Origin of the sequence: Aneurinibacillus thermoaerophilus (genome assembly GCF_019603355.1) — a bacterium.
Taxonomy (GTDB): domain Bacteria; phylum Bacillota; class Bacilli; order Aneurinibacillales; family Aneurinibacillaceae; genus Aneurinibacillus; species Aneurinibacillus thermoaerophilus.
Window position 1 is genome coordinate 677,501 of record NZ_CP080764.1, and the last position, 24,280, is coordinate 701,780.

Consider the following 24,280-nt stretch of genomic DNA (forward strand, 5'->3'; position numbering starts at 1 on the left):
GGTGGAGCAGTTGGTAGCTCGTCGGGCTCATAACCCGAAGGTCGCAGGTTCAAGTCCTGCCCCCGCAACCAACAAATAAAAGCATTTATGCAAACATAATATTCATTCCTGTTATGCGGAGCCGTGGTGAAGTTGGAGTTCACGCTGGACTGTCACTCCGGAGGTCGCGGGTTCGAGTCCCGTCGGCTCCGCCATTTTACATCATTGGGCTCGGTAGCTCAGTTGGTAGAGCAGAGGACTGAAAATCCTCGTGTCGGCGGTTCGATTCCGTCCCGAGCCACCAGTCACAAACTTAGGAATTTTATCATGAAGCCGGTGTAGCTCAACTGGCAGAGCACCTGACTTGTAATCAGGGGGTTGAGGGTTCGATTCCTTTCGCCGGCACCATCACAGTATTTCATTACTCTGAATATCTACTCTTTGGATTGTCCAATAATATGGAGGGGTAGCGAAGTGGCTAAACGCGGCGGACTGTAAATCCGCTCCCTCTGGGTTCGGCGGTTCGAATCCGTCCCCCTCCACCATTTTTCAAGTAGCCTAATGTATAGGGGCATAGTTTAATGGTAGAACAGAGGTCTCCAAAACCTCCAGTGTGGGTTCGATTCCTACTGCCCCTGCCATATTTATTTATGGCGGTCGTGGCGAAGTGGTTAACGCATCGGATTGTGGCTCCGACATTCGTGGGTTCGATTCCCATCGATCGCCCCATTGCTGGGGTATCGCCAAGCGGTAAGGCAACGGACTTTGACTCCGTCATTCCCTGGTTCGAATCCAGGTACCCCAGCCACTTCCTTTACGCAAGTAGTTGAAACCTTTAACAAAAGAATTTATAATAAATAAAAGATGCGGACATAGCTCAGCTGGTAGAGCACAACCTTGCCAAGGTTGGGGCCGCGGGTTCGAGTCCCGTTGTCCGCTCCATACAATGGAGGCATAGCCAAGTGGTAAGGCACAGGTCTGCAAAACCTTTATCCCCGGTTCGAATCCGGGTGCCTCCTCCATTTTTCTTTTATGCCGGGGTGGCGGAACTGGCAGACGCACAGGACTTAAAATCCTGCGGTAGGTGACTACCGTACCGGTTCGATTCCGGTCCTCGGCACCATTTATTAGTGTTTTATCTTTATCTCGTGCCGATGTGGTGGAATTGGCAGACGCGCACGACTCAAAATCGTGTTCCTTCGGGAGTGTCGGTTCGACTCCGACCATCGGCACCATACATAATGCGGGTGTAGTTCAATGGTAGAACATCAGCCTTCCAAGCTGAATACGTGGGTTCGATTCCCATCACCCGCTCCATTTATTTTAGATGCATATACATACGAACAACGCGGTTTTTCGTTCCTAAAAGGACGAAGGGTCGCGTTTTTTATTTATGGAGAACGATCAGTGGAGTCTGCAAATGTTTCCGATTATATCTCGCAATTTAAGGAAAAGATAAAAGGGAAAGGGGAGGAATCCATGTTATTGCCTGAGAAATTTTTAATTTGTGTGCGTTGTGAAGATGGAGTGAAACGGGAAGAAGGACAAACTCCTATTCCGGGTGAAGGAATTCCAAATGCAGAAGTTATGCTTATCGGGGAAAGCCCGGGAGCAGAAGAAATGAAAAGCGGCCGCCCCTTTCAGGGAAAAGCTGGAGAAAATTTAAATAGGTTTTTGGCTTCTGCGGGCTTAGACCGGAGCAAAATGTATGTTGCGAACACCACCCGCTGCCGTCCCTACAAAGAAACAGTACGTATACTAAAGGATGGTACCAAAAAAATTACCAAGTCCAATAAGCCCCCTTCTCAGCATGCGATTCGATCTTGTGCAACATGGCTTGATATGGAAATCGACTTGGTTAATCCAAAATTGATTGTTACCCTCGGTTCCACTCCTTTAAAGCGTTTAGTTCCTGATTATAGCATTTCCGAAGTGCATGGTACTTTGTTGACTGTGCCAATACAGCATGCTGGCGAAAAAGAAGATAGCCGTGAATTTACATTGTCAGAAAAAGAATATCATGTGTTTCCACTGTATCATCCCGCAGCGATTATCTATCGCAGGGAGCTTCAGGAAGTGTTTGAGCAGGACTTGCATAAACTACGGAAAACGGTGGAAGAGTTGAAATTAAATAGCGTACTTTTATAAAGGATATGTTTATGTTTTTTCACAATAAAGTTTTTATCCTTGCACTTCTCCCCCCTATGTTAACGCTTAAAGGATGATGAAGAGTATTCTGCTTGTATTTGACTATAAAAGTGGTCATCTATAGCATTTTCTTTTTTTGTAAAAATCACCAATGTAATTTATGTATAAAATTTATTCTATGAGGAATTTTAAGACTAGCATTCACCAATATTCACTATTAGGAGGTTTTTCATGATGAATCAACGTCAAACACGTAACACGAACAACTTGGTTGCCCCGCAAGCCCGGGCTGCGCTGGATCAGATGAAGTATGAAATTGCAGCAGAGTTTGGTGTGACACTTGGCCCGGATACTACTTCACGCCAGAATGGTTCTGTAGGTGGAGAAATTACGAAGCGCCTTGTGCAGATGGCTGAACAGCAGCTTTCTGGTCGTATCCAATAACTTTTTGTATCGCTTTGAAGCTATGTATTCTTTTGTTACCAATGCGTGAAAAGAGAACAGAAAGTGCGTGGAAAATGGAGCAACTCTTGAAGAGTATGCTTAGCAAATATTCCGCTGCCTGAAATAAGGTAGCGGAATATTTTATGTTAAGAAAGGTTCATTATCAACGTCAACTTAGTAAGCACTACCGTACTGGAAGTTTTTATGTAGTCAACCATGCTATTCCGCAGTCTGGTCTAAAGACGAAAGAGCAGCTGCTCGAAGCCTGAACGGTACAGATGAGTGAACAAACAAAAAATAAGAGCAGGTGCAAGGCACAAAAAAGATGAAAAATGGAGCTGGGGCAAAAGGCTATGCTCCGTTTTTTTGTCTACTATTTTAACATATGAAAAAAATGTGGTATTGTAGAAAAGGATGTAATCATGATGGGAGAGAAAGCGGATGAAACATGTCGCGGAAGGCATGCAGGATTTTTACCGTCGTCTGACAAAAGATGGATACAAGCCAGACGATGTAAAACCGGCGCTGTATCAGGTAGAGCGCATTGTACATATGGAACAGCTTCGTCGACATATACTAAACTGTATGGATTGCCAACTATGCGAGAACGCGAAAAATCGCGTGCCAGGCACCGGCAACACGGGCACTCCGCTCATGATTGTAGGCGAAGGGCCAGGAGAAGATGAAGAGAACTGGGGCCTACCGCTTGTCGGCATCAGCGGTTCTTTGCTGACGCTTATTCTTGGTAAAGCCGGAATCCGGCGCGAGCAAGTATATATGACTAATGTGGTGAAGTGCCGGGTCACGGATGAAAAAGGGAAAAACCGGACCCCGATGCGGGAGGAAACATTGGAGTGTAGCAAATATTTACGGCGAGAGCTGGAACTTATCAAGCCTCGGGTGGTACTTGCACTCGGCAAAGTGGCGCTGCAATTTTTCTTTCCGGATATGAAAACTATGTCACAGTTCAGGGGCAATGTGTATGACTATCAGGGAATTAAAGTTGTACCTACATGGCATCCAGCATACGTAGTACGGCAGCGGGGCGATGCCCTTGCCAAAACAAAGCGGGAAGTATGGGCAGATTTGAAGGTTGCTATCGAATGTGCCAAGGGAAATTAGAAAACGGGAGGAGAGGAGAGAAGAGTGGGATCACAGCTAGAATCAGGTAGAAACTTGTATGGATTAAACGAAACGCCGCCTCTCTCAGTAACGGTAACCGCTGCATCGCAGTGGTTTTTTGTTACGCTTTCAAGTTCTCTTGTCGTGCCGTTGGCGATCGGGGAAATGTATGGATTGCATGCATCGCAGCTGAGTCAGTTTGTACAGCAGACGTTTTTTTTTATAGGACTTGTATCGCTTTTGCAAATCTTATTTGGTCACCGATTGCCGATCACAGAAGGACCGGCTGGTATGTGGTGGGGCATTTTCGTGATTTTAGCCAACCTCGGCATGGCTGCTGGACAGGCGCCGCGTGAAATCGCGCAATCTTTGGAACTAGGGCTTATTGTTGCAGGAATTATGCTGATTATTCTCGGAGCGACTGGATTTATTGAGAAAATCGAGAAAATATTTACGCCGCTTGTCAGTGGAAGTTATTTAGTTTTGCTTGCCGCCTCGCTAAGCGGCCCGGTTGTGAAAGGGATGCTCGGTATTGATTATTTTTCGCCGGGAAGTGGGGTTCAGCCTGCTCTGGCCGCTGTTTCTTTAGGGCTTGTTTTCTTTACGTTTGTCATGATTCGTTCACGGTTTAAGTACATCCGCAGTTTCGCTATTCTTATCAGTATGGTCGTCGGATGGCTCATATATTTAGCGACGGGGTGGATAAAGCCGCTGCAGGAGGCAGGGGCGTTATTTTCTTTACCCAAACTATTTTTCTGGGGGCCACCTGTATTGCATGTCGGCACGATTTTAACTTCTCTGATTACAGCTTTAATTTTGTTGACGAACCTTATTGCCAGCATTGCTGTTGTAAGCCAAGTGGTAGGTGTGCGGCCGCAGGAAGAAAATTATCGGCGAGGGGGAATAATGACGGGGGTAGCGCATATCTTGTCAGGAGTCGGAGGCATCGTCGGTCTCGTTCCCCTTTCCATCGCTGCAGGTGTTATTCAGGTGTCGCGCATCGCTTCGCGTCTCCCCTTTATAGTTGGTTCGGTCATGATGATGTTACTCGGCATCTTGCCGCCGGTAAGTCGTATTCTTGCTGGCTTGCCGTCTCCTGTCGGGTATGCGGTCATGTTCGTTACATTTACGCAGTTACTTGGTTTTGGTCTGCGGGATTTCGGGCGTGTTATTCTGGATGAAAGAAAGATTTTAATTGTCGGGTTTGGATTGTTGGGGGGAATCGGACTGATGTTTGTTCCGCCTGAAGCGTTGCGGAGCTTGCCGCCTATCTTCAGCAATCTATTTGGCAATGGTCTTGTTATGGGAGTTCTGTTGGTTATTTTTATGGAACAGGTTGTCATGCGTCAAAAATCATAACTTTCAAGCAAAAAACTCGCGAAGTTTTCGCGAGTTTTTTGCTGCGCTATGTAATAACAAGATATGGCTTTCCGTCTACTTTCGTGCATGCTCCGCCATTTACATGAGTGAACATTTCTCCGGCCGATTTCAACAACTGTTCGTCTGTCCAGCGGTTAAATTCTGGATAGATGTAGAAAACATGTGCTAATCGTTTTGCCTCTTCCGTGACGCTTGTACGTATGGAGTCGACAAAAGGGCTGCCAAACGGTCCTTGCTCGTCAGCAAGCACAAGTTTTCCTTCACAGGAAATTTCCCGCCCGTTTAATCCTTTATATGTTTCACTTTTCTTTCCAAGGCGCAGGCAGACATTTCCTTCGATTTTATCACGGTCATACAATCCGGCCGGAAGACCGAATTGCAAAGATAAGAAGTTATTTATATCCACGCCTGTATGGATCCAGTGAAACGGTTTGTTTTGTAGCACGCGTCGCACAAGCGCCTCCGAGGAAGGACGATAGCGTGAAGGATCTATACCTAAGGCTTTGAATATACGGCGCCATTCTGTAATGCCAGGGACTTCTGTTATCGGTTTATCCAGATAATCATGACGTATATTTTCCAAAAACAGATTAATGCGTCCTTTCAGCATTTTGGGTGTGGCTGACAGCGATACATTATCATAATGTAAAATACCGAGCCTAAGTCCGGGCACTTTATCGCGAATGGAGGAATCCATTGTATATGTTTGCACAGGTCAACCTCCTTTTTGATGGTATTTTATCATATTTTTTGCCAAAAAGACAGGAGAAATTGATATACTAAATAAATAAATCTAAAGAAAAAGAGGGACAAGATGAAAGATGTGATCATTTATACGGACGGCGCCTGTTCCGGCAATCCGGGGCCCGGCGGTTGGGGAGCCGTGTTATTATATGGGAAGCATCGCAAAGAAATGTGCGGTAGCGAAGATAACACGACGAACAATCGCATGGAGCTGAAAGCTGCCGTAGAGGCACTTAAAGCATTAAAAGAGCCGTGCAATGTACGTTTGCATAGCGACAGTGCTTACCTTGTCAACTGTTTCCAGCAGGGCTGGTATAAAGGCTGGATCAAAAACGGCTGGAAAAATAGCAAAAAGCAACCAGTGGAAAACCAAGATTTATGGAAAGAACTACTGGCGCTGATGGAAATTCACAATGTACAGTATGTAAAAGTAAAAGGACATGCAGACGACGAATTAAACAACCGATGCGACGAACTGGCGACTGGGGCCATTGTGCGCCGGTAGAAGGAAGAAAAACGAAGGGGTGGCAGGATGGAACAAAAGCAGCACAAACAAGCGGAGACGGATTGGAGCCACCTGAAGCAGGAAATCATTGCATATGCGCATAAAATTGGAATTGATAAAATCGGGTTTGCCTCGTCGGCCCCGTTTCTAACATTAAAAGAAAGATTGTATAAACATCGTGAGCTGGGTTACGAGTCCGGTTTTGAAGAAAAAGATATTGAAAAACGGACGCATCCAGAGCAAATTATGCCGGAAGCCAAATCGATTATCGCTATTGCACTCGCCTACCCCTCCCGCATGGAGGCGCCGCCAAAATCGACGCCTGGAAATTATCGGGGGATTATGGCCCGCGTGTCGTGGGGGGAAGACTACCATCGTGTACTGCGCGATCGTCTGAAAAAGCTGGAACAATTCCTGCACGAAAAAGTCCCTGATATTAAGACCGAGATTATGGTGGATACGGGTGCATTATCAGACAGGGCGGTGGCGGAACGCGCCGGATTAGGCTGGGTAGGCAAAAACACATCGCTTATCACTCCTGAATTCGGCTCATGGGTATACCTTGGAGAAATGTTGACGAGCGCGCCGTTTCCGCCGGATAAACCGATAGAGGACGAATGTGGGGATTGCACGATTTGCATCGATGCTTGCCCGACGGGCGCCATCGTTCAAAGGGGACAGCTAAATTCACAACGTTGTATCGCATTTTTGACACAGGTTAAAGATATGATTCCGGAAGCATTTCGTCCGGCGGTTGGCAACCGTTTATATGGCTGCGACACATGCCAGCAGGTTTGTCCCAAAAACCGCAAAATCAATTTTACCCATCATCCGGAATTCGTTCCTGATCCGGAGATGGCCAAGCCATTGTTAAAACCGCTTTTAACCATTAGCAAAAAAGAATTTGCTGCGAAGTTTGGCCGTACATCCGGAGCTTGGAGAGGAAAGAAGCCCATTCAGCGCAATGCGATTTTAGCCTTGGCACATTTTAAGGATAAGAGCGCGGTTCAGGATTTAATTGAGATCATGACAAATGATGAACGTCCTGTGATGCGGGGAACGGCTGCTTGGGCGCTCGGCAGAATCGGCGGCGATGCAGCAATTACCGCTCTAAAAAAAGCGAAAACACGCGAAAAAGTTAAAACAGTTCTTAGAGAGATAGAAAAAGCGCTGTCCCTTACAGAAAATGTCGAATGATTGTACTGGATTTTCGTTTTTTATCCGAGGTAAGATGAAAAGAAAATGTATAAAGGGAGGGATTAGGTGAAGTCGGAAGTTTACTATACCGTGTATCAAAGTCCCCTCGGGCCTATTACATTGGCCGCTGCTGACGCTGGAATGTGCTGGGTAGAGTTTGGCGAAAGCGAGACAGCTAAGCTTTCTTTGGTGCGTTGGACGAAGAAATGGCTTCATACGGAGAAAATTACCTATGCTCCGAAATTTTTCTTAGAAGCGACAAAACAGTTAGGCGAGTATTTTGCGGGCAAACGCCGTGAGTTTACCCTTCCGCTTGACATACACGGTACGGCGTTTCAAAAAATGGTCTGGGAGCAGTTACGAAGGATTCCATATGGCGAAACGAGATCGTACAAAGACATTGCATTGGCAATAAACGCTGCGAAAGCGGTGCGCGCTATTGGCGGAGCTAATAACAAAAACCCGTTGTCTATTTTCATTCCGTGCCATCGGGTTATTGGCTCAAATGGCGCGCTTGTCGGGTACGGCGGCGGGTTGCATATCAAAGAATATTTGCTGCGGTTGGAGGGCGTACTGGAGCGTTCGGAAATCGGTTTTGTATAAATGATAAATAATACAAGAAATAAGAAGTGGAAAAGGTGGTGTATGACGCTTGCATACAAAGCGTCATACACCACCTTTTTTGGTTTGCGCTATTATTCTGGTCTTCGTGGAGCATATACATATTTTGAAACGATATTTTTTAAGATAGACCGCTTTGGAAAGGAGAAAGGAAATGACCACATGGAGAGAGGCGCTAGAACACTATTTTCAATGTCGGACAAAAGGAATGATTGTAGAGGCGGAAGAACTGGATTCTTATCTGGGCGAAGGCACAAAAGCGGAAATGATTCAGGCCTGTAATGCGCGGCGCAGGCAGCAGCTTTCTGCGAGAAATGCGCGTCCGCTGAAAAGTCGGTTGCAGCTTAGTGGTATCCAAATTGAAAAAGAAGGTACCACAGAAATTATCGTTCGGGTTGAAGCGAACGAATGGTATGCTTATCAACTGGAGAATCAATGGTATGAGCAGGAAAAAGAAGTACGCACACGCATTGTATTGCGAAAATGCGAGGAAAACTGGGTCGTTGAGCAGGAGGAACCGATTGTCGCCCACCTTAATGCTTGGGAATCAGAAGCATTAGAAGTTCTTTGTTTGGGTGGTAATGACAAATATGAGGTAGAGGACGGAAGTGAGCACGGATTACGTTATACGTACGATCGGCTTCAGGCGGTGCGTTATGCCGAAGCGTGGTGGGACGGCTACAACCCACAGTTTCGTCACTTTGACGTGGATTGTACGAACTTTATATCGCAATGTTTGTATGCGGGGGGAATCCCCATGCGCTATACAGGCAACAAGGCGACAGGTTGGTGGTATAGAGGAGGAAACAGCCCATCGGCACAGTGGAGTCATAGTTGGGCGGTTGCGCACAGTTTTCGCTGGTATCTCGAAAAGGGAGGCCATATTAAAACCGAAGTGAAAACGAGCGCTGGTGAACTATCGCTAGGAGATGTGATTTGCTATGATTTTGACGGCGACGGGCGGTGGCAGCATTCCACTATTGTTGTGGCCAAAGACAGCCAGGGTATGCCACTTGTGAACGCCCATACGACGAACAGTCGCCATCGCTATTGGGACTATCATGATTCAACCGCTTATACACCGCGCATTCAGTATCGTTTTTTTCATATTTTATAAACGAATTGAATCTTTTGAACGGATGATTCGTAAAGAAAAGAGGAAGGATGATATGCAGATAAGGAGGAAGTGAATGATTGTTATGAGCAATATGAACAAACGGAGGTGGATTGCGCTTGCAATCGTTGTAGTCATAGTAGGAGCGGCGCTGTTCCTTCAAATATTGCGGGGCGATACGATATCTGCTTCTGCCCCGAAATTGTGGCAAGAGGAAATCGTATCAGGAAGCGGCTCCGACAAGATATTGCAACTATATGTAGAAGGCGTGATCTCGGAAGAAACAAGCTGGAATAGTTCATTTGATTACGAAGCGCTTATTTCCCAGTTGAACCAGGGGAAGGATGACCCGAAGGTTAAAGCGTTCGTTATTCGGATTAACTCGCCGGGCGGAGCAGTTGTTCCGACGGATGAATTGTATCGTAAACTCAAACAGATTAAAGCGGAAACGAAAAAGCCGATTGTTATTAGCATGGGTTCATATGCGGCCTCTGGCGGCTATTATATTGCAACAGCTGGAGATAAAATCTTTGCCAATCCGTCCACGCTGACTGGTAGTCTCGGCGTGATCGCTTCGTATTTGAACTACGGTGAGCTTGCAGAAAAATACGGGGTTAAAGAAGTTGTAATTAAGAGTGGTAAGTTCAAGGATATTGGAAATCCGATGCGCGAAATGACGCAAGATGAACAGGCATTATTGCAAAATATGATTAATGAAAGTTATCAGCAGTTTGTTTCAGTAATTGCGGAAGGCCGAAAGATGCCACGGGAAAAGGTTCTTCAACTTGCCGATGGCAGGGTATATACAGGAAAGCAGGCGAAAGCGAACGGTTTGGTTGACGAATTTGGCACATTGGAAGATGCGACTGAGGCGGCACGAAAAATGGCCGGTTTGCAGGAAGCAACGGTTGTTCGCTACGAAGAGCCGTTCGGCTTTTCTAAAATATTCTCGTCTTTCTCGGCTAAACTTTTTTCATTGAATTTGCAGTCTTTACCCGATGTTCTGAAAGAAGAAAGACGGACACCAAGCCTCGAGTATATTTATCGTCCGTAGTTCATACATTGGTGGCAACCGGGCAAAAGGAGGAGTGCTTATGGAACATGAAAGCATGCGGTACGCCGGATTTTGGATTCGTTTTTTGGCAGCCTTGATTGACGCTATTGTGCTGATGGCAGTTATGTATATTTTAGGGTTAACTTCGTCCGAGACATTTTCCGTAGAGTGGAATATAGAGAATCTTATCGGGCTTGCCTACTACATTATCCTTACTGGTTTGTATGGGCAGACGCTTGGCAAAATGATTATTGGGGTCAAAGTAGTGCGGACGGATGGCAGCGCGGCAGGTTGGGGCGCGGTTGTCTTAAGAGAGACAATCGGCAAAATCCTATCCGCCATTGTATTTTTCCTCGGGTTTATATGGGCCGGATTCGACAAGCAAAAACAGGCTTGGCATGACAAGATAGCCAGCACATATGTAGTGAAGACGAAATAAAGGAATGCGAAGAGAAGGGCCGCAATTTTGCGCAGCGGCTCTTTTTTACATATTATGATGAAAAGCAACAGACGAAAGTACGTTCATTTCTGTTTTACAAAGAATGTGCTATGATAAAGATGAGGTGAACAGGTGAATGGCGTTTAACATCGTGTTGCATGAGCCGCTTATACCGGCCAATACGGGCAATATCGCCCGCACGTGTGCGGCGACCGGGACAAAGCTTCATTTAATCGAGCCGCTCGGTTTTTCCACGGACGATAGATATTTAAAGCGGGCAGGGCTTGATTATTGGCATGCGGTCGATATTACATACTATAAATCGTTCGCCGATTTCGCAGCGCAGCACAGGGAAGGACGGCTCTTTTTTGTCGAGACGAGTGGAGCGAGATACCATTCCGAGGTAGAATACAGGGATGGTGATTTTTTTGTTTTCGGTAAGGAAACAACCGGTATTCCGCAAGAGATTCTTTCGCAATATCCCGGACAAACGATACGCATCCCGATGGGCGATGCGACTCGTTCACTTAATCTGTCTAATACAGCGGCGATTGTATTGTATGAAGGTCTTAGACAAATAGGTTACCCTGGCATGAAGTAAAACGGGATACAGAAGTTTGGAGGTATATATTATCGAAGGAATAAATTCCGCATGTTCATTATTATCGACCGTGCGAAACAGACAGGCTGCAATTATCGGGATTTGTACAAGAATAGAAAGAGCATATCGCTCAGCAGTGGAAACAGTAAAAGGAGGATCCGGGAATGGCGGAAAGAGCGATGCTATTTGATCTGGACGGAACGTTGTTGGCATTGGACACAGAAGCTTTTGTTCACAGGTATATGAAGAGGCTGGGGGAATATACCGCTCATATTGTCGATCCGGAATTGTTGGTCAAGTCTGTGTGGCAGGCGACCAAGTACATGATGACAGATGACAGGGCAGAACGGACGAACGAAGAGATTTTCCGTGACCATTTCCTTTCGTTGTGCGGCTTAGAACAGGAAGCCATCTGGCCTGTGTTTGATAAGTTTTATGCGGAAGAGTTTCCGCGGTTGAAGGAAGATATTGAACCGCACCCGTACGCGCTTCAAGTCGTAGAGGAAGCGAAAAAGCAGGGCTACAAGCTTGTTGTGGCTACCAATCCGATATTTCCCGACGTTGCTATTCGCGAGCGGATGAAGTGGGCTGGTCTCAAGGAAAATGATTTTATTCATGTAACCGTTTTTGAGTCATCCCATTATTGTAAGCCGAACCCAAAATATTTCCTGGAAATTTGTGAACGGATTGGCATAAAGCCGAAGTATGCTATCATGGTCGGCAATGATATGCAACAGGATATGGTAGCGGCGGAAGTTGGTTTGAAGACATTTCTTGTCGAAGATTACAAGATTGATCGCGGTGTGCCACAATACCGGGTGGATGCTTCCGGTACGCTGCAAGAGCTGTACGATCAACTTATTTCACGCAACGGAATTTTTTCCGAATAATTAACAAAAACATTTTATTAGAAAAATAATTGACAAGAGTGCATAAGACACGTAATATAGTTCTCAGCATAATAATTAAATATTTCTCGCTTATCGAGAGAGGCGGAGGGACTGGCCCAATGAAGCCCGGCAGCGGATTTTCCTTGAGCGGAAAATGCTGTGCCAATTCCAGCAGGATTTTTCTATCCTGGCAGATAAGAGTTCGAGGTTAAGATATAACCCCTCTTCGCTCTGCCGGAGAGGGGTTTTTGTATCACGCATATCGGGCCCATGTGCGCGATACGAACCGACACCTTTGCCAGACATAGAAAATTAGAAATGAATTGAGAGTAAAGAGGGGTAAAAGACGATGAAAAAATGGATTGTATCTGTCGTTTTGTTGCTCACCGTCGGTTTGCTCGCGGCATGCGGCGGGGAAGGTAATGGGAAGAAAATTGTGGTCGGTGCAAGCTCTGTTCCGCATGCGGAAATTCTTAAGTTTGTACAGGATAAATTAAAAGAGCAAGGCGTGGAGATGGAAGTAAAAGAATTTACAGACTATGTGCTGCCGAACACGGCGCTTGAAGAAAAACAGCTTGATGCGAACTATTTCCAAACCATTCCTTATCTTGAAGATTTCAATAAAAAACATGGCACTCATATCAAAGCATTGGATGGCATTCACTTGGAACCGATGGGACTGTACCCAGGCAAAGAAAAGGCGCCTGAACCGAAACAAGGTGCAGTTGTAGCGATTCCAGACGATGTATCCAACGGTGCACGCGCATTGAAATTGCTGGAATCGAAAGGCTGGATTAAACTGACGCCCGGCAAAGAGCTAAACAGCTTGACGAAACAGGATATTATCCAGAATCCGAAAAAGATCAAAATTACGGAAATGCAAGCTTCCATGCTGCCGCGGGCGATCAATGAAGTGGATTACGCAGTCATTAATGGAAACTACGCGATGGAAGGCGGTCTGACGTTCGACCAGGCGCTTGCGGTAGAAAACAAAGATTCCGAGGCCGCCAAAACGTTTGCTAACATTATCGCTGTTAGAGAAGGCGATGAAAACCGCGAGGAGATTAAGAAGCTGATTCAAGTACTGAAATCAGACGATGTGAAGAAGTTTATCGAAGAAAAATATAAAGGTGCAGTTATTCCGGTATTCTAAGAAGCGAGACAACCGGCTTGCCCTTTTTGCCTAACGCAAGAACTCCGCTCTTTATAAAAGATGCGGAGTTCTTATATTTCATAGTCCCCAAGTTTTGTCTTCGTTATAACCAGCTGTGAAGATCGCACCAAGTAACATGACTGAGACAAGCAAGATGATAACCATTTCTTTGTCTCCTTTCCCAAGCCTATTTCATCTTTATTATAATGGATTGTGTCATACTTTGGAATATCGCAGAAAAGACAATCTTGTTAAAGATAATGCGCTTACATTGGAAATTAACGGAGTGATTTGCTATATTGAAAAGGAGCGATACTTTACGGAGGTGAGCTTTACAAATGTATGTTGTGATGAATGTGTTGCAAGTCCCCGCTGAAGGCAAGGAGCGGATGGCAGAGATGTTTGCTAAAAGCGTGGAGCGGATGAAACAGGTACCCGGTTGTCTGGAATTCCAGTTTTTAAGCGCAAAAGGTGCGGACAAGCAGATCGTGTATACGAAATGGGATAGTGAAGAATCGTTCCGAGCGTGGACCGAAAGCGAAGGATTTCGTCAGGCTCATGCGCACGCTTCCAACAATAATCCGGCTACCGGATCGCAACTGGAAATTTACGAAGTGTTGCATGGTGCTACATACGACAAATAAATTGAATCGGGATATAAGTTGAAACACCAGACCTATAGCGGGGCTGGTGTTTTTTAATACCCTGCCTGCAATTTTTGCTTAAGCAGTGATTCTACATTCGGGTCGTTCCGTCATATATATATAAATACTAATAAGAACTACTGGCTTAACTTTATACAAATGGTCATATGTTATAGCTGGAATAGCAAGGGTTTTTGCAAGTATGTAAGCCGGATAAAAATCTTTATGGTGAAAAACCTGCTAGCATGTCATCTGCATTTTCAGAATAAGATAGTAAAAAGCGCCCTAAGAATGACCATTCCGTAGAAGAAAAGGAGAGGAGTGCCCGATGGATATCCTGAAGCGGATTGCAGAACACCGTGCACGTGAAGAAAAGATAAAATGGGAAGGAACATTCGCTGAGTACTTAGAGATCGTAAGAAAGAATCCGCACGTGGCCCAGACCGCACACGCCCGGGTGTATAACATGATTAAGCACGCCGGGATTGAATATAATGAAGACGGCACGAAACGATATAAATTTTTTAGCGATGAAATTTTTGGCCTAGACCGTGCGATTGAGAAGTTGGTGGAGGAGTATTTCCATTCAGCCGCTATGCGTCTTGATGTTCGTAAGAGGATTTTGTTGTTGATGGGACCGGTCAGCGGAGGAAAATCAACCATTGTTACGATGCTTAAGCGCGGCCTTGAACAGTATACACGCACCGATGAAGGAGCGGTATACGCGATTAAAGATTGCCCGATGCAGGAAGATCCGCTACATTTGATACCGCATGAATTGCGCCCGGAATTCGAAAGGGAGCTTGGCATTAAGATTGAAGGTAATCTGTCTCCATATAACCAGATGCGTCTTGAAACAGAATATGGCGGTCACATCGAAGATATGCCAGTCGAACGCATCGTTTTCTCGGAAGCAAAACGGTGCGGCATTGGAACATTTAGTCCGTCTGATCCGAAATCGCAGGATATTGCCGATCTTACGGGAAGCATCGACTTTTCAACGATTATAAAGTATGGCTCCGAATCTGACCCGCGCGCGTATCGTTTTGACGGGGAATTGAACAAAGCGAATCGTGGTCTGATGGAATTTCAGGAGATGCTGAAGTGCGATGAGAAATTCCTCTGGAATTTGCTTTCGCTTACCCAAGAAGGAAACTTTAAAGCTGGCCGTTTCGCCCTTATTTCCGCTGACGAGCTTATCGTTGCCCATACAAACGAATCAGAGTACAAAGCATTTATCAGTAATAAGAAAAATGAAGCCCTCCAATCCCGGATGATCGTGATGCGCATTCCGTATAACTTGCGCGTATCGGATGAGGAGAAAATTTATGGGAAGCTAATTAGACAAAGCGACCTTGGACACGTCCATATCGCGCCGCATTCCCTGCGTGCTGCAGCGATTTTCTCCACTTTGACACGCTTGAAGGAATCGAAGAAGCAGGGCGTTGATTTGTTGAAGAAAATGCGGTTGTATAACGGGGACGCTGTGGAAGGATTCAAAGACTCAGACATTAAGGAACTGCAAAGCGAATTTCCGGATGAGGGCATGTCTGGCATTGACCCGCGTTATGTTATTAATCGTATTTCTAGTGCTCTTATTCGCCGCGATACCGAATGCATCAATGCCCTTGATATTTTGCGGGCGCTCAAGGATGGCTTGGATCAGTCACCTACCATTACAAAGGAAGATAAAGAACGCTACCTTACATTCATTAACATTGCGCGCAAGGAGTATGACGAGTTAGCCAAAAAAGAAGTACAAAAAGCGTTTGTTTACTCGTATGAAGAATCTGCGAAAACCCTTTTGGATAACTATCTTGATAACGTAGAGTCCTATTGCAACAAAACGAAGGTATGTGACCCTATTACCGGTGAAGAAATGGACGCGGATGAAAAACTTATGCGGTCGATTGAGGAACAGATTGGCATCTCGGAGAATGCGAAAAAAGCATTCCGTGAAGAGATACTCATCCGGATTTCTGCTTATGCGCGTAAAGGCAAGCGATTCGACTATAACAGTCATGAACGACTGCGCGAAGCGATCGAGAAGAAGTTATTTGCTGATTTGAAAGATGTTGTCAAAATCACGACCTCAACCAAAACGCCGGACGAAGTGCAGTTGAAGAAAGTAAATGAAGTAACCGCGCGCTTGATTGACGAGCATGGATACTGCCCGATTTGTGCAAACGAACTCTTGCGTTATGTGGGCAGTCTTTTGAATCGATAAGCGGTGAAAAAGGGGGAAATTTTATGAAACAAGAACCACCGTTTATCATTTCACGTGAAGATTGGTCGCTGCACCGTAAAGGTCATCAGGATCAGCAACGCCACCAGGAAAAGGTGAAGGAAGCAATCAAACAAAATCTTCCTGATTTAATAAATGAAGAAAGCATTGTTATGTCGAACGGACGGGATGTTGTAAAAATCCCGATCCGTTCTCTTGATGAATATCGTATTAGATATAATTACAACAAAAGTAAACATGTCGGCCAAGGTGATGGCGATTCTAAAGTTGGCGACGTGATTGCACGAGAAAGCGGAGCGGGTCAGGGGCCGGGCGCAGGCGATCAGCCTGGCATAGATTACTATGAGGCGGAGATTTCAGTAGAAGAGCTGGAAGAGATGCTATTCGCCGAAATGGAATTGCCGAATCTTCAACAAAAACAAGAGGATCAAGTGATCGTTACCGATATTCGCTTTAATGATGTAAGGAAAAAAGGACTGATAGGAAATATTGACAAAAAGCGTACGATTTTGGAGGCGCTGCGTCGCAATGCGCGAGAAGGATACAAAGGAATTAAAAACATTATTGATGAAGATTTGCGTTTCAAAACATGGGAAGAAATCGTCAGACCACACTCCAACGCGGTTATCATCGCAATGATGGACACTTCAGGTTCGATGGGGGCGTTGGAAAAGTACGTAGCGCGTAGCTTTTTTTTCTGGATGACCCGATTTTTGCGCACGAAGTATGAGAAGGTGGAAATTGTATTTATTGCACACCATACCGAAGCGAAAGAAGTAACGGAAGAAGCGTTCTTTTCCAAAGGCGAGAGCGGCGGCACGATTTGCTCGTCCGCCTATCGTAAAGCGCTTGAGATTATCGATAGCCGTTACCCACCATCTCTGTATAATATTTATCCATTTCATTTTTCAGACGGCGATAATTTGACATCAGACAATGATCGTTGCGTGAAGCTGGTAAAAGAGCTAATGGCAAGGTGCAATATGTTCGGATATGGTGAGGTTAACCAGTACATTTCTTGATGATATATATAAATCGAGGCCGCCTAAATCGGAAGCCTCGGCACAATTTCAAGTTCAAACTGATCTTTTTTTGTCCATTCTTTCTTGCGAGTGTAGTATACTTTTTCCAATATGGATTTCAACAAATGGTTTTTTTCAACCGGGCTTTCAATTTCCCAGTATGTATCAACAACCTTCTGGATTTGAGGCAGTATATTTTTCTGATGGTGGAGCTGGGCTTCTTCCAGCTCTATTTCTTTTTTTAGTTGCTCAATGTTTGCTTCTGCTTCTTTGATTTTTTGTGAAATAGTCTGGTGACGCTGCAAAAATATCTCTTCTGTGTACACCTTCTTTTCTAGCATTTCAAATGCTGTATCTCTCATTCCGTGCAACTCTTGAATCTCTCTTTCAAGTTTGCTGATTTGTTTTTGCTTGCGTTCAATTATAGATTCCTCTTTTTGTAACGAAGCGGCCAGCTCGTCCTGCTGAAGCGTCGCCTGTTCGACAAGCATATGAAGAGAATTGATAACCCGTTCTTCAATAAGATGAAAAAGCGCCCCTTTCTGAACAGATTGACAGTGTAGATTGATACATCTTAACTGCGGCCTTCTCTCTTTTGAATAAACATAACGCAAGGAACGTCCACAAACGCTACATTTTACAATGCCAGCAAGCGGATTAGTTAACTGACTGCCTTCTTTTGTTGGCGTGCGATAACGGCCACTTAGGGCTAGATTTGCCTGCTCGAATAAATCTTTTGATATGATTGGCTCATGTGCGTTTTCATGACGAATCCAAAGTTCTGGAGGAACGTTTTTTCGTATTCTCTTGCCGTTTCGTTTGATATATTTATGTTTTCCCCAAACGATATGTCCCAGATAGACTTCATTCTTGATGATATAGCTGATGGTAGACTGCTCCCATACCTTTCCTTCTGGTGGCTGAATGCCGAGTAGTTCTAATTTTTTTACGACAGCCTGCCGTCCGTTTCCTTCTGCGGCCAATTCGAAGATTTTGCGTACAACTGGTGCCTCTTCCGGGTGAGGGTGAAGCTTCAAATTCTCATCACGTATATATCCATACGGTGGTTTGCGCGTAATAGATTTTCCATCCTTTGCGGAACGGCGGCGGCCACCTTGCAGACGTTTGTTGATCTGCTTGAGTTCTTCGCGGGCAATAATGGATTTAACACCGAAAAGAAGCTCAGCGCCTTCAGAATTACAGTCAATCACTTCGTTCGGAGTGATGATGAGCGTATCGGAGAATTTGAAAGCGCGGAAGATTGTTCCTGCGTCAATCATATCACCACGACCCAAACGGTCTAAGTCCATAACGACGACGCCTTCAACAGCGCCTTCTTCTACCTGACGAAGCATTTCCTGTGCAACATGACGCTCAGAAAGAAATTCACCGGACACAACTTCTTCAAAGATATCGATGACGTTGTGTTGTTCACGCTTGACGAGCTCCAGCAGTTCCTTTCTGTGTTTAGAAAGCGTATCGTATTGCCGGCCATTTTCCAGGGCCTTTTTTTCTTCCTCGATATCTTTCCTACTTTTTCGTAGATAAATGAAAACATCTTTGCCAGTAGGACGGTACATGTACAATTCACCTCTTCATGATTGTAACACTTGTCGCTTGAGATGTTTGTCAGATTTTCTGTGAACTGTACAGTTGAGATTGTTAATAATATGAATGTACGTTCTGTTTTTGGGATAAAATTTTTTTAGCCTCTTGTTCGACTAAATAGTTTGCTTCAATTCGGTTTCGAATGTAGGTAAGACGTTCGCAAGCATATTCATAAGAGACGCGGAATATTGTAGCCAAGCGAACTGGATGCCAATCGTAAGGTTCTAGTTTTTTCATCATAAAGAATGGCATCATTGCCAAGCTTGTGAATCGCTTAGCATCCATTTCCAAAAATTCGCGCCATGTGTGAGGCATCATGAACTGATCGCCTTCATGGCGCAACATGTGGCATAGCTCATGAAAAAAACGTTTCTTAAACTCAGATTTATTCAACCCTTCCGTCATTAAGATAACCCGAATTCCATCCTGTTCAGTAGAACGTGTCGGGCCGAAGGTAGGGAGTAGGAATACAGAGAAGATTCGTGTCAGGTTTTTAATGCTTAAATCTTGTGGAGTTAGAATACCATTTTGTTTATACAATTGCTCGATCCATGTTTCGGTTAGTCCTTGTCTATAGTATTTTAGCATGTCTCGTCCTCTCCCTGATGCTAACATATGTTCTTGTTTTTGTGTAAAAAGAAAAGCCCAAGAAGGGTGTGTTTAGAAAAAAAATAGTTTATTCTGGACGTTTCATCATTTTTTCATATCCCTTTACATTTATGTAATAATTTTCTTTGATGTCTATAATAATTCCCTGCTTGTCCAACTGGTCAGGCAGGGTCATTGTTTATTGTCCAAGGCGTTTCAGGCGACTAATTTCTCTTTCATGCTCACTTATCTTTTTGTACATCACATCAAAGTCAGATTCGAGAAAGCGGAGTGTTCGGTCAGTTTTGTCAAAGCGATCATGAATATCATTTGTCAGAGCATCTAACTTAGCATCAGCTTCCTCCTGTCGTTCCTGAATCGCTTTTACGATTTCGTTTGTTTGAATAAGTTGTTGCTGTATTTGTTTTTGTCCTGTTTCAATCGCCGAAATACGGCTATCCATCTGAGTAAGTTTTTGAAGAATCAAGTCAAGTTTGTCAGACATTTTGGCCCCCTCTTTATTTCTTTTTCTTTAGCTTCTTAACGAGCTCAATAGCTTGTCTCGCTTCTTCATACATATGTTCACGAAAGGCTTCCTGCTCTTCAGGCGAAAGGTCTTCATATCCTTCCAGTCCATCATAGAAGAAGAGGTTCATTTTTTTATCAGATTCTTTTGGTGATGGATCGTTGGTACGGCCTAAGAGATAATCAGCAGAAACATCAAAGATATCAGCGAACAGCTTGATTTCACTGTCTTCTACAGGTCTTTTTCCAGACTCAATTCTAGATAATACACTATAGTTAATATTTGCTCTTCGGGCTAGCTCTCTTTGGGTCCAATCTCGCTGTTCCCTAAGTTTTTTTATAATATTACCAATACCGTTACCCACTTGCTCACCACCTTTTATTTTAACAATGTAATTTTAACATGTTTCTGATATAGAAAAAAATAATGTTGCTAAAAGAGAAATTAATTACTTGACGTTGCTAATATAGAAACGTATAATAAAGACAAGAAAGTTGCTAAAAGTGAAACGAGAAACGAGAAAGGAGGAAGGAACATGAAAAAACTTAATCTCCCTTTTGTTAAAAAACGAAGAGTAGAATTAAAGCTTACTCTAGCGAATATGGCAGATAATTTCGGGTTTAAGTCTCCATCTACATATTTAAAGTATGAAAATGGAGATTACGCTTTTCGTGCTGAACATTTACCACTACTAGCCCAATTGTTGAAATGTAATATCGAAGACCTTTTTTTTGACAATATCATTGCTAAATCAGCAACAAAAAACATCGGCATAAGGTGGTGACACAGCTTGAAAACACATTATTTCACCTTCGATCATCTTGCTTGCATTAAAGGTCAAGTTAAGCAAGCGGTGTATGAGAATCAACTGGAAGTACCATGTCGCGTTATCGCTACTATTCCATACATGAGGTATGGCAAAGAGCCAATCGAGTACAAGTTCGACTTCCTTATCGAACAGGGAGCAAGCCAGTACGGAATGGTAGCGCATGAAATAGATAACTGGATTGAGAAGGTCGAGTCACCAAAAACGTTGGCTGAAATTTTGAACGAATTCCCAGATGAAGAAATCGCCGAAGTGCTAGCGCAACGGTTAAAGCAACGAAGGCACTCAGACTGAAAGGAGGTGAGACAGACACGCTTCAAGGCGTAATTTCCAGCGTCGCTGAATTTGGACGATTAGCTTATCTAGTTACATCTAAGCAATCAAAAGATTAAATCCACCCGACATTGTTTTTTTCCTTTTTAGAAGATGGATTGTTTTCCTTTCATAGTTTTTCTTGATCGTTACAAACCTCCTTGATTCTTAAGTAGGTTTTGAAATAAAGACGAGCGCAGTCTTCGGTTGTTTTATGGTCAGCAAGATTCAATGAATTTTGTAAGAACAAAATCGTTAACCTATGAAATTATCCATATTTTCACCTCCTGTATATTCGAACTCGGAAGAACTCCAACTCGCCAAAGTCCTCGTTCTTCCGAACACCATAATTTTACAGAGGGGTAGGAAAATTCTACAAATCTAAATATCGTCAATTTTTCCCCACTTTGATTACCAAAAGCAGCCTCGGTTGGTAAGGAGGTGAAAAAGTATGTGGGTTGTCCTTCTTCCCCAAACTCATACACATAGAGCAAGGGGGAATGAGCAAATGGAAGACCGTCCTTGCTTTGAAACGCAAATTGGCAACACGACCATTAAGATTCGTTCAGCACTCCCGTTTATGACAGCAGAGGAACAAGCACAGTGGTTCCAAGACAATGATTCTCTGCCGGAAGTGCGGATGATGAAAAGAGCATGGATTCGCGCTCTACATCACATAGAAAAAGAAAAATCTGATTCAGCTTGACTTTCCTTTTTTTGAGTAGACAAGCTTTGAAAACTGAATAGAAAGGAAAATTCGCATGATACGGCGTCAACTCAGTCCTTTGCACGAAAACATGCTACTCATTCAAGAAGCGACGGCGCAATGGTCAAGAATGGGGTCTTCACCCGAAAAAGATCGTTCGCTTGAACAACTAGCACAATACGCAACAGATTTTGTTGTTCACTTCCATTTTCGCACAGAAGAAGGGGCGACACCATGTTCAAGGATGCGAGAAAACGCGCTGGTCTAAGCATCGAAGAGGCGGCTTTCCGTGTGAATGTTGCACCACGGACGCTATGCAAGTACGAAGCTGGCGAGACGGTTCCGGGGCCTGACGTTGTGCCTGGAATGAGCCAAGAATATAGAAGGCCAGACATGACGCAGCGCTACTGCCGGGAACACTGCCCAATTGGACAAAGATATAGCTACATTCATCTGAACAACGTTAGCACGAATTTCTCGGACATATGGATGTAGTTAGAACTGGAGCTGGCAGTCTATAATTTCGAGCCTCCAGGCAGCACGGCGGCCTATATGCGAAATGTACTGTTAGGGAGGTGATAGGGATGATTGGAAAAGCGAGCAGCATTAAAGTAGTACACATTACGCGCTACTCATACGACGGAAAAGGTGGTTTCGATGGGGCTATTAATCGTTGGCTATCTGAAAATGCAGAGGTTGAAGTTTTAGACATTAAATTTTCTTCTAGTGCAACTCAGGAAGATACTTACGAAGATGCGCTAATCATCTACAAACCAGCGCAATAAAAAATGACCTGCCGCTAACAGGTCACAAACAATCCAAACTTATTTGCGGTTATTGTACCATGTTCGGGCATTGGCCGCAAGTTCAAACTTTGAAAATTGAACAGGGGGATACCTATGAGCAATATAGCATACACGATAGACGGCCAACAACGTCGAATTGAGCCGGGAACACATGCGATTCGATTGGTCAATACGCTTGATATGCCGCATGAAGAATGGCTTGAATGGCGGCGTAAAGGTATCACAGGTAGCGATGTTGCTGGCATCTGCGAAATAACAATGTGGAGTTCGCCAGTAAAAGCATATCTCGACAGGCTCGGCCAGTTAGCACCACAAGAAGATAGCGACGCGATGTACTGGGGCCGGATTCATGAGGATGCGATTGCGAGAGGATGAGGAGATGAACTACATCAAAGAAATTAACGCCTTTATGGATTGGCTCGAAATAAACCCACTGGAAGCAATCACACAAACTTTGTGGTTTCACCTTATGGCGATCGCAAACAAGAGTGGTTGGCCAGAGTGGTTTACGGTAGCCAATCTGACTTTACAGGCGCGTTTAGGCGTATCGGATAAAACATTGGGGAAGCACCGAAACATTCTCATTCAAAAGGGAAGAATTGAGTATCGGAATCAGGGAAAACAACAAGCTGGTAAGTATCGTTTCCTTCCTTTCTATCCGGAGGAATCATCTCGAAGCGAAGAGCTTACCGGAAAAATTCCGGTAAAAGATTCGGTAAGCGACCCTCTTACCGGAAATATTCCGGTAAACCCTCCGGTAAAGTGTTCGGTAAACTCTTCGGTAAATCGTTCGGCATTATATAAACGAAACGAAACAAAACCAAACGATAGCAATCAGGATCTTCTTCTGCAGCGGCATGCGCGCGCAGATTTTAGCAACCCATTTTTGCTTTATGAACACGAAATTGGCCCAGTTACAGATGTCATTCGGGAAATGATGCTAGACTGGCTGGATAGCGGTTATTCAGATGAGCCTGAGGCGCTGCTTTGCCATGCGATACGGGAGGCAGTGATTCATGAAAAGCGTTCCTGGGCCTATGTCAACAAGGTTTTGCAACGTTGCATTCAACAAGGAATTCGGACGGTTTCGCAGCTTGAACAAAAAAAGAAAGAGTTTGAGGCACGCAAGGATAAAAAAGTTGCTCCTTTGCTGATGAAAAGGGAACAGGTACGAAGAGAGAAGGTTCCTTCTCTAATCTTGGAACAGTTAGAACGGCAGAAGAAAGCAGGAATAGAACAGCAAAAACCAGCAGAGCAGCTTAGTTACGAGGAGAAAAAAGCTAAGATGCAAGAATTACTGAGGGCTATGGGTGAGGTGAAATGAGGAAATGCCGAGTGCTGATTCCAGAAAAAGCCACGGTTCGGGCCATGATTTGTTGCCTGGAAAGCATGAAGGAGCAGTTACACAAACTTGGGCCGGAAGCGTTGGACAAGCGGATTACAGGATTTCGGATAAAAGCAGATCGGAGCTGGGAAATCGAAACAGGGGGCGAGCCTGATGAGAAGCTTTTATGAGCATGGACGAACATTGGCTCCTGGGGAGAAGCATGATATACATTCGTCCAATGAAATTTGGACAAGGTTGGAGAAGTTTTTAAAGGGGATA

30 protein-coding genes, 13 tRNA genes and 1 riboswitch (1 of these 44 only partly in view) are annotated in these 24,280 nt (G+C 44.5%); of the genes, 38 read left to right on the forward strand and 5 right to left on the reverse strand.

Features of this window, described 5'->3' with window-relative positions:
• The 17 genes from K3F53_RS03595 to K3F53_RS03675 form a co-directional block, all read left to right on the forward strand.
• Positions 1–71, forward strand: a tRNA-Met gene (locus K3F53_RS03595) (it extends 5 nt beyond the left edge of the window).
• Positions 72–117: 46 nt separating this feature from the next.
• Positions 118–194 (forward strand) — tRNA-Asp (locus K3F53_RS03600).
• Positions 195–207: 13 nt separating this feature from the next.
• A tRNA-Phe gene (locus K3F53_RS03605) sits at positions 208–283 on the forward strand.
• 28 nt (positions 284–311) lie between these two features.
• Positions 312–387 (forward strand) — tRNA-Thr (locus tag K3F53_RS03610).
• A 52-nt stretch (positions 388–439) separates the two neighbouring features.
• Positions 440–524, forward strand: a tRNA-Tyr gene (locus K3F53_RS03615).
• Between the two features lie 22 nt (positions 525–546).
• Positions 547–620: transfer RNA gene (locus K3F53_RS03620), tRNA-Trp, on the forward strand.
• Between the two features lie 12 nt (positions 621–632).
• A tRNA-His gene (locus K3F53_RS03625) sits at positions 633–708 on the forward strand.
• A 4-nt stretch (positions 709–712) separates the two neighbouring features.
• Positions 713–787: transfer RNA gene (locus tag K3F53_RS03630), tRNA-Gln, on the forward strand.
• Between the two features lie 58 nt (positions 788–845).
• Positions 846–921, forward strand: a tRNA-Gly gene (locus K3F53_RS03635).
• A 6-nt stretch (positions 922–927) separates the two neighbouring features.
• Positions 928–1,001: transfer RNA gene (locus K3F53_RS03640), tRNA-Cys, on the forward strand.
• 12 nt (positions 1,002–1,013) lie between these two features.
• Positions 1,014–1,102: transfer RNA gene (locus tag K3F53_RS03645), tRNA-Leu, on the forward strand.
• A gap of 27 nt (positions 1,103–1,129) precedes the next feature.
• Positions 1,130–1,214 (forward strand) — tRNA-Leu (locus K3F53_RS03650).
• Positions 1,215–1,222: 8 nt separating this feature from the next.
• Positions 1,223–1,296: transfer RNA gene (locus K3F53_RS03655), tRNA-Gly, on the forward strand.
• A gap of 90 nt (positions 1,297–1,386) precedes the next feature.
• The gene (locus K3F53_RS03660) at positions 1,387–2,127 is read left to right on the forward strand and encodes a uracil-DNA glycosylase (RefSeq protein ID WP_062731163.1); all 741 of its coding nucleotides are present in this window, start codon (positions 1,387–1,389) and stop codon (positions 2,125–2,127) included.
• A gap of 234 nt (positions 2,128–2,361) precedes the next feature.
• Complete coding sequence (locus tag K3F53_RS03665; protein ID WP_091259837.1) at positions 2,362–2,571, forward strand: alpha/beta-type small acid-soluble spore protein; 210 nt, start codon at positions 2,362–2,364, stop codon at positions 2,569–2,571.
• Positions 2,572–3,012: 441 nt separating this feature from the next.
• Entirely contained in the window at positions 3,013–3,693 is a 681-nt protein-coding gene (locus K3F53_RS03670; protein ID WP_057899778.1) for a uracil-DNA glycosylase, read from the forward strand.
• Between the two features lie 24 nt (positions 3,694–3,717).
• The gene (locus tag K3F53_RS03675) at positions 3,718–5,052 is read left to right on the forward strand and encodes a purine/pyrimidine permease (protein WP_236781905.1); all 1,335 of its coding nucleotides are present in this window, start codon (positions 3,718–3,720) and stop codon (positions 5,050–5,052) included.
• 46 nt (positions 5,053–5,098) lie between these two features.
• On the opposite strand, the gene K3F53_RS03680 is transcribed toward K3F53_RS03675, so the two are convergent.
• Positions 5,099–5,785, reverse strand: a complete 687-nt coding sequence (locus K3F53_RS03680) for a B3/B4 domain-containing protein (RefSeq protein WP_246615680.1) — start codon at positions 5,783–5,785, stop codon at positions 5,099–5,101.
• Positions 5,786–5,887: 102 nt separating this feature from the next.
• Here K3F53_RS03680 and rnhA point away from each other — a divergent pair, with 102 nt between their 5' ends.
• The 12 genes from rnhA (at position 5,888) to yhbH (ending at position 17,302) form a co-directional block, all read left to right on the forward strand.
• On the forward strand, positions 5,888–6,322 hold the full coding sequence (gene rnhA, locus K3F53_RS03685; protein ID WP_057899777.1) for a ribonuclease HI: 435 nt from the start codon (positions 5,888–5,890) through the stop codon (positions 6,320–6,322).
• 27 nt (positions 6,323–6,349) lie between these two features.
• Positions 6,350–7,519: a tRNA epoxyqueuosine(34) reductase QueG gene (gene queG, locus K3F53_RS03690; RefSeq protein WP_220559343.1), complete on the forward strand. Its 1,170-nt coding sequence runs from the start codon at positions 6,350–6,352 to the stop codon at positions 7,517–7,519.
• 66 nt (positions 7,520–7,585) lie between these two features.
• Complete coding sequence (locus tag K3F53_RS03695; RefSeq protein WP_220559344.1) at positions 7,586–8,122, forward strand: methylated-DNA--[protein]-cysteine S-methyltransferase; 537 nt, start codon at positions 7,586–7,588, stop codon at positions 8,120–8,122.
• Positions 8,123–8,294: 172 nt separating this feature from the next.
• Positions 8,295–9,257 carry an amidase domain-containing protein gene (locus K3F53_RS03700; RefSeq protein ID WP_246615681.1) on the forward strand — a complete coding sequence of 321 codons (963 nt, stop codon included), beginning with the start codon at positions 8,295–8,297 and terminating at the stop codon, positions 9,255–9,257.
• Positions 9,258–9,330: 73 nt separating this feature from the next.
• Entirely contained in the window at positions 9,331–10,308 is a 978-nt protein-coding gene (gene sppA / locus K3F53_RS03705; protein WP_057899773.1) for a signal peptide peptidase SppA, read from the forward strand.
• A 40-nt stretch (positions 10,309–10,348) separates the two neighbouring features.
• Positions 10,349–10,747 (forward strand): RDD family protein, encoded by a 399-nt coding sequence (locus K3F53_RS03710; RefSeq protein WP_082706096.1) that lies wholly within the window; start codon positions 10,349–10,351, stop codon positions 10,745–10,747.
• Between the two features lie 136 nt (positions 10,748–10,883).
• The gene (gene trmL, locus K3F53_RS03715; RefSeq protein WP_057899772.1) at positions 10,884–11,348 is read left to right on the forward strand and encodes a tRNA (uridine(34)/cytosine(34)/5-carboxymethylaminomethyluridine(34)-2'-O)-methyltransferase TrmL; all 465 of its coding nucleotides are present in this window, start codon (positions 10,884–10,886) and stop codon (positions 11,346–11,348) included.
• 164 nt (positions 11,349–11,512) lie between these two features.
• Complete coding sequence (locus K3F53_RS03720) at positions 11,513–12,238, forward strand: HAD family hydrolase (RefSeq protein ID WP_057899771.1); 726 nt, start codon at positions 11,513–11,515, stop codon at positions 12,236–12,238.
• 87 nt (positions 12,239–12,325) lie between these two features.
• Positions 12,326–12,439, forward strand: a riboswitch (SAM riboswitch).
• A gap of 148 nt (positions 12,440–12,587) precedes the next feature.
• Positions 12,588–13,391, forward strand: coding sequence for a MetQ/NlpA family ABC transporter substrate-binding protein (locus tag K3F53_RS03725; protein WP_057899770.1), 804 nt, complete (start codon positions 12,588–12,590; stop codon positions 13,389–13,391).
• A gap of 338 nt (positions 13,392–13,729) precedes the next feature.
• Positions 13,730–14,035, forward strand: coding sequence for an antibiotic biosynthesis monooxygenase family protein (locus K3F53_RS03730; RefSeq protein ID WP_057899769.1), 306 nt, complete (start codon positions 13,730–13,732; stop codon positions 14,033–14,035).
• Positions 14,036–14,363: 328 nt separating this feature from the next.
• Positions 14,364–16,262, forward strand: coding sequence for a PrkA family serine protein kinase (locus K3F53_RS03735; protein WP_062731162.1), 1,899 nt, complete (start codon positions 14,364–14,366; stop codon positions 16,260–16,262).
• A gap of 23 nt (positions 16,263–16,285) precedes the next feature.
• Entirely contained in the window at positions 16,286–17,302 is a 1,017-nt protein-coding gene (gene yhbH, locus K3F53_RS03740) for a sporulation protein YhbH (RefSeq protein WP_220559345.1), read from the forward strand.
• Positions 17,303–17,325: 23 nt separating this feature from the next.
• Here yhbH and K3F53_RS03745 read toward each other — a convergent pair whose 3' ends face one another.
• The 4 genes from K3F53_RS03745 to K3F53_RS03760 form a co-directional block, all read right to left on the reverse strand.
• Positions 17,326–18,882, reverse strand: a complete 1,557-nt coding sequence (locus K3F53_RS03745; protein ID WP_057899767.1) for a recombinase family protein — start codon at positions 18,880–18,882, stop codon at positions 17,326–17,328.
• A gap of 82 nt (positions 18,883–18,964) precedes the next feature.
• Positions 18,965–19,498: an ImmA/IrrE family metallo-endopeptidase gene (locus K3F53_RS03750; protein WP_057899766.1), complete on the reverse strand. Its 534-nt coding sequence runs from the start codon at positions 19,496–19,498 to the stop codon at positions 18,965–18,967.
• A 199-nt stretch (positions 19,499–19,697) separates the two neighbouring features.
• On the reverse strand, positions 19,698–20,003 hold the full coding sequence (locus K3F53_RS03755; RefSeq protein WP_057899765.1) for a hypothetical protein: 306 nt from the start codon (positions 20,001–20,003) through the stop codon (positions 19,698–19,700).
• A 13-nt stretch (positions 20,004–20,016) separates the two neighbouring features.
• Positions 20,017–20,388, reverse strand: coding sequence for a helix-turn-helix domain-containing protein (locus tag K3F53_RS03760; RefSeq protein ID WP_057899764.1), 372 nt, complete (start codon positions 20,386–20,388; stop codon positions 20,017–20,019).
• 171 nt (positions 20,389–20,559) lie between these two features.
• Between K3F53_RS03760 and K3F53_RS03765 the strand changes: the two genes are divergently transcribed.
• The 9 genes from K3F53_RS03765 (at position 20,560) to K3F53_RS03805 (ending at position 24,189) form a co-directional block, all read left to right on the forward strand.
• On the forward strand, positions 20,560–20,808 hold the full coding sequence (locus K3F53_RS03765) for a helix-turn-helix transcriptional regulator (RefSeq protein WP_220559346.1): 249 nt from the start codon (positions 20,560–20,562) through the stop codon (positions 20,806–20,808).
• Positions 20,809–20,814: 6 nt separating this feature from the next.
• Entirely contained in the window at positions 20,815–21,144 is a 330-nt protein-coding gene (locus K3F53_RS03770; RefSeq protein ID WP_057899762.1) for a hypothetical protein, read from the forward strand.
• 526 nt (positions 21,145–21,670) lie between these two features.
• Complete coding sequence (locus tag K3F53_RS03775) at positions 21,671–21,868, forward strand: hypothetical protein (protein ID WP_057899761.1); 198 nt, start codon at positions 21,671–21,673, stop codon at positions 21,866–21,868.
• Between the two features lie 55 nt (positions 21,869–21,923).
• Positions 21,924–22,136 (forward strand): hypothetical protein, encoded by a 213-nt coding sequence (locus tag K3F53_RS03780; protein WP_220559347.1) that lies wholly within the window; start codon positions 21,924–21,926, stop codon positions 22,134–22,136.
• Positions 22,103–22,363 (forward strand): helix-turn-helix domain-containing protein, encoded by a 261-nt coding sequence (locus tag K3F53_RS03785; protein WP_057899760.1) that lies wholly within the window; start codon positions 22,103–22,105, stop codon positions 22,361–22,363. The genes K3F53_RS03780 and K3F53_RS03785 overlap by 34 nt, the downstream gene beginning before the upstream one ends.
• Positions 22,364–22,452: 89 nt before the next feature.
• Complete coding sequence (locus K3F53_RS03790) at positions 22,453–22,653, forward strand: hypothetical protein (protein WP_057899759.1); 201 nt, start codon at positions 22,453–22,455, stop codon at positions 22,651–22,653.
• Between the two features lie 114 nt (positions 22,654–22,767).
• Positions 22,768–23,049: a YqaJ viral recombinase family protein gene (locus K3F53_RS03795; RefSeq protein WP_057899758.1), complete on the forward strand. Its 282-nt coding sequence runs from the start codon at positions 22,768–22,770 to the stop codon at positions 23,047–23,049.
• Positions 23,050–23,053: 4 nt separating this feature from the next.
• Positions 23,054–23,998 carry a DnaD domain protein gene (locus K3F53_RS03800; protein ID WP_220559348.1) on the forward strand — a complete coding sequence of 315 codons (945 nt, stop codon included), beginning with the start codon at positions 23,054–23,056 and terminating at the stop codon, positions 23,996–23,998.
• Positions 23,995–24,189, forward strand: a complete 195-nt coding sequence (locus K3F53_RS03805) for a hypothetical protein (RefSeq protein WP_220559349.1) — start codon at positions 23,995–23,997, stop codon at positions 24,187–24,189. The genes K3F53_RS03800 and K3F53_RS03805 overlap by 4 nt, the downstream gene beginning before the upstream one ends.
• Positions 24,190–24,280 lie beyond the last annotated feature (91 nt).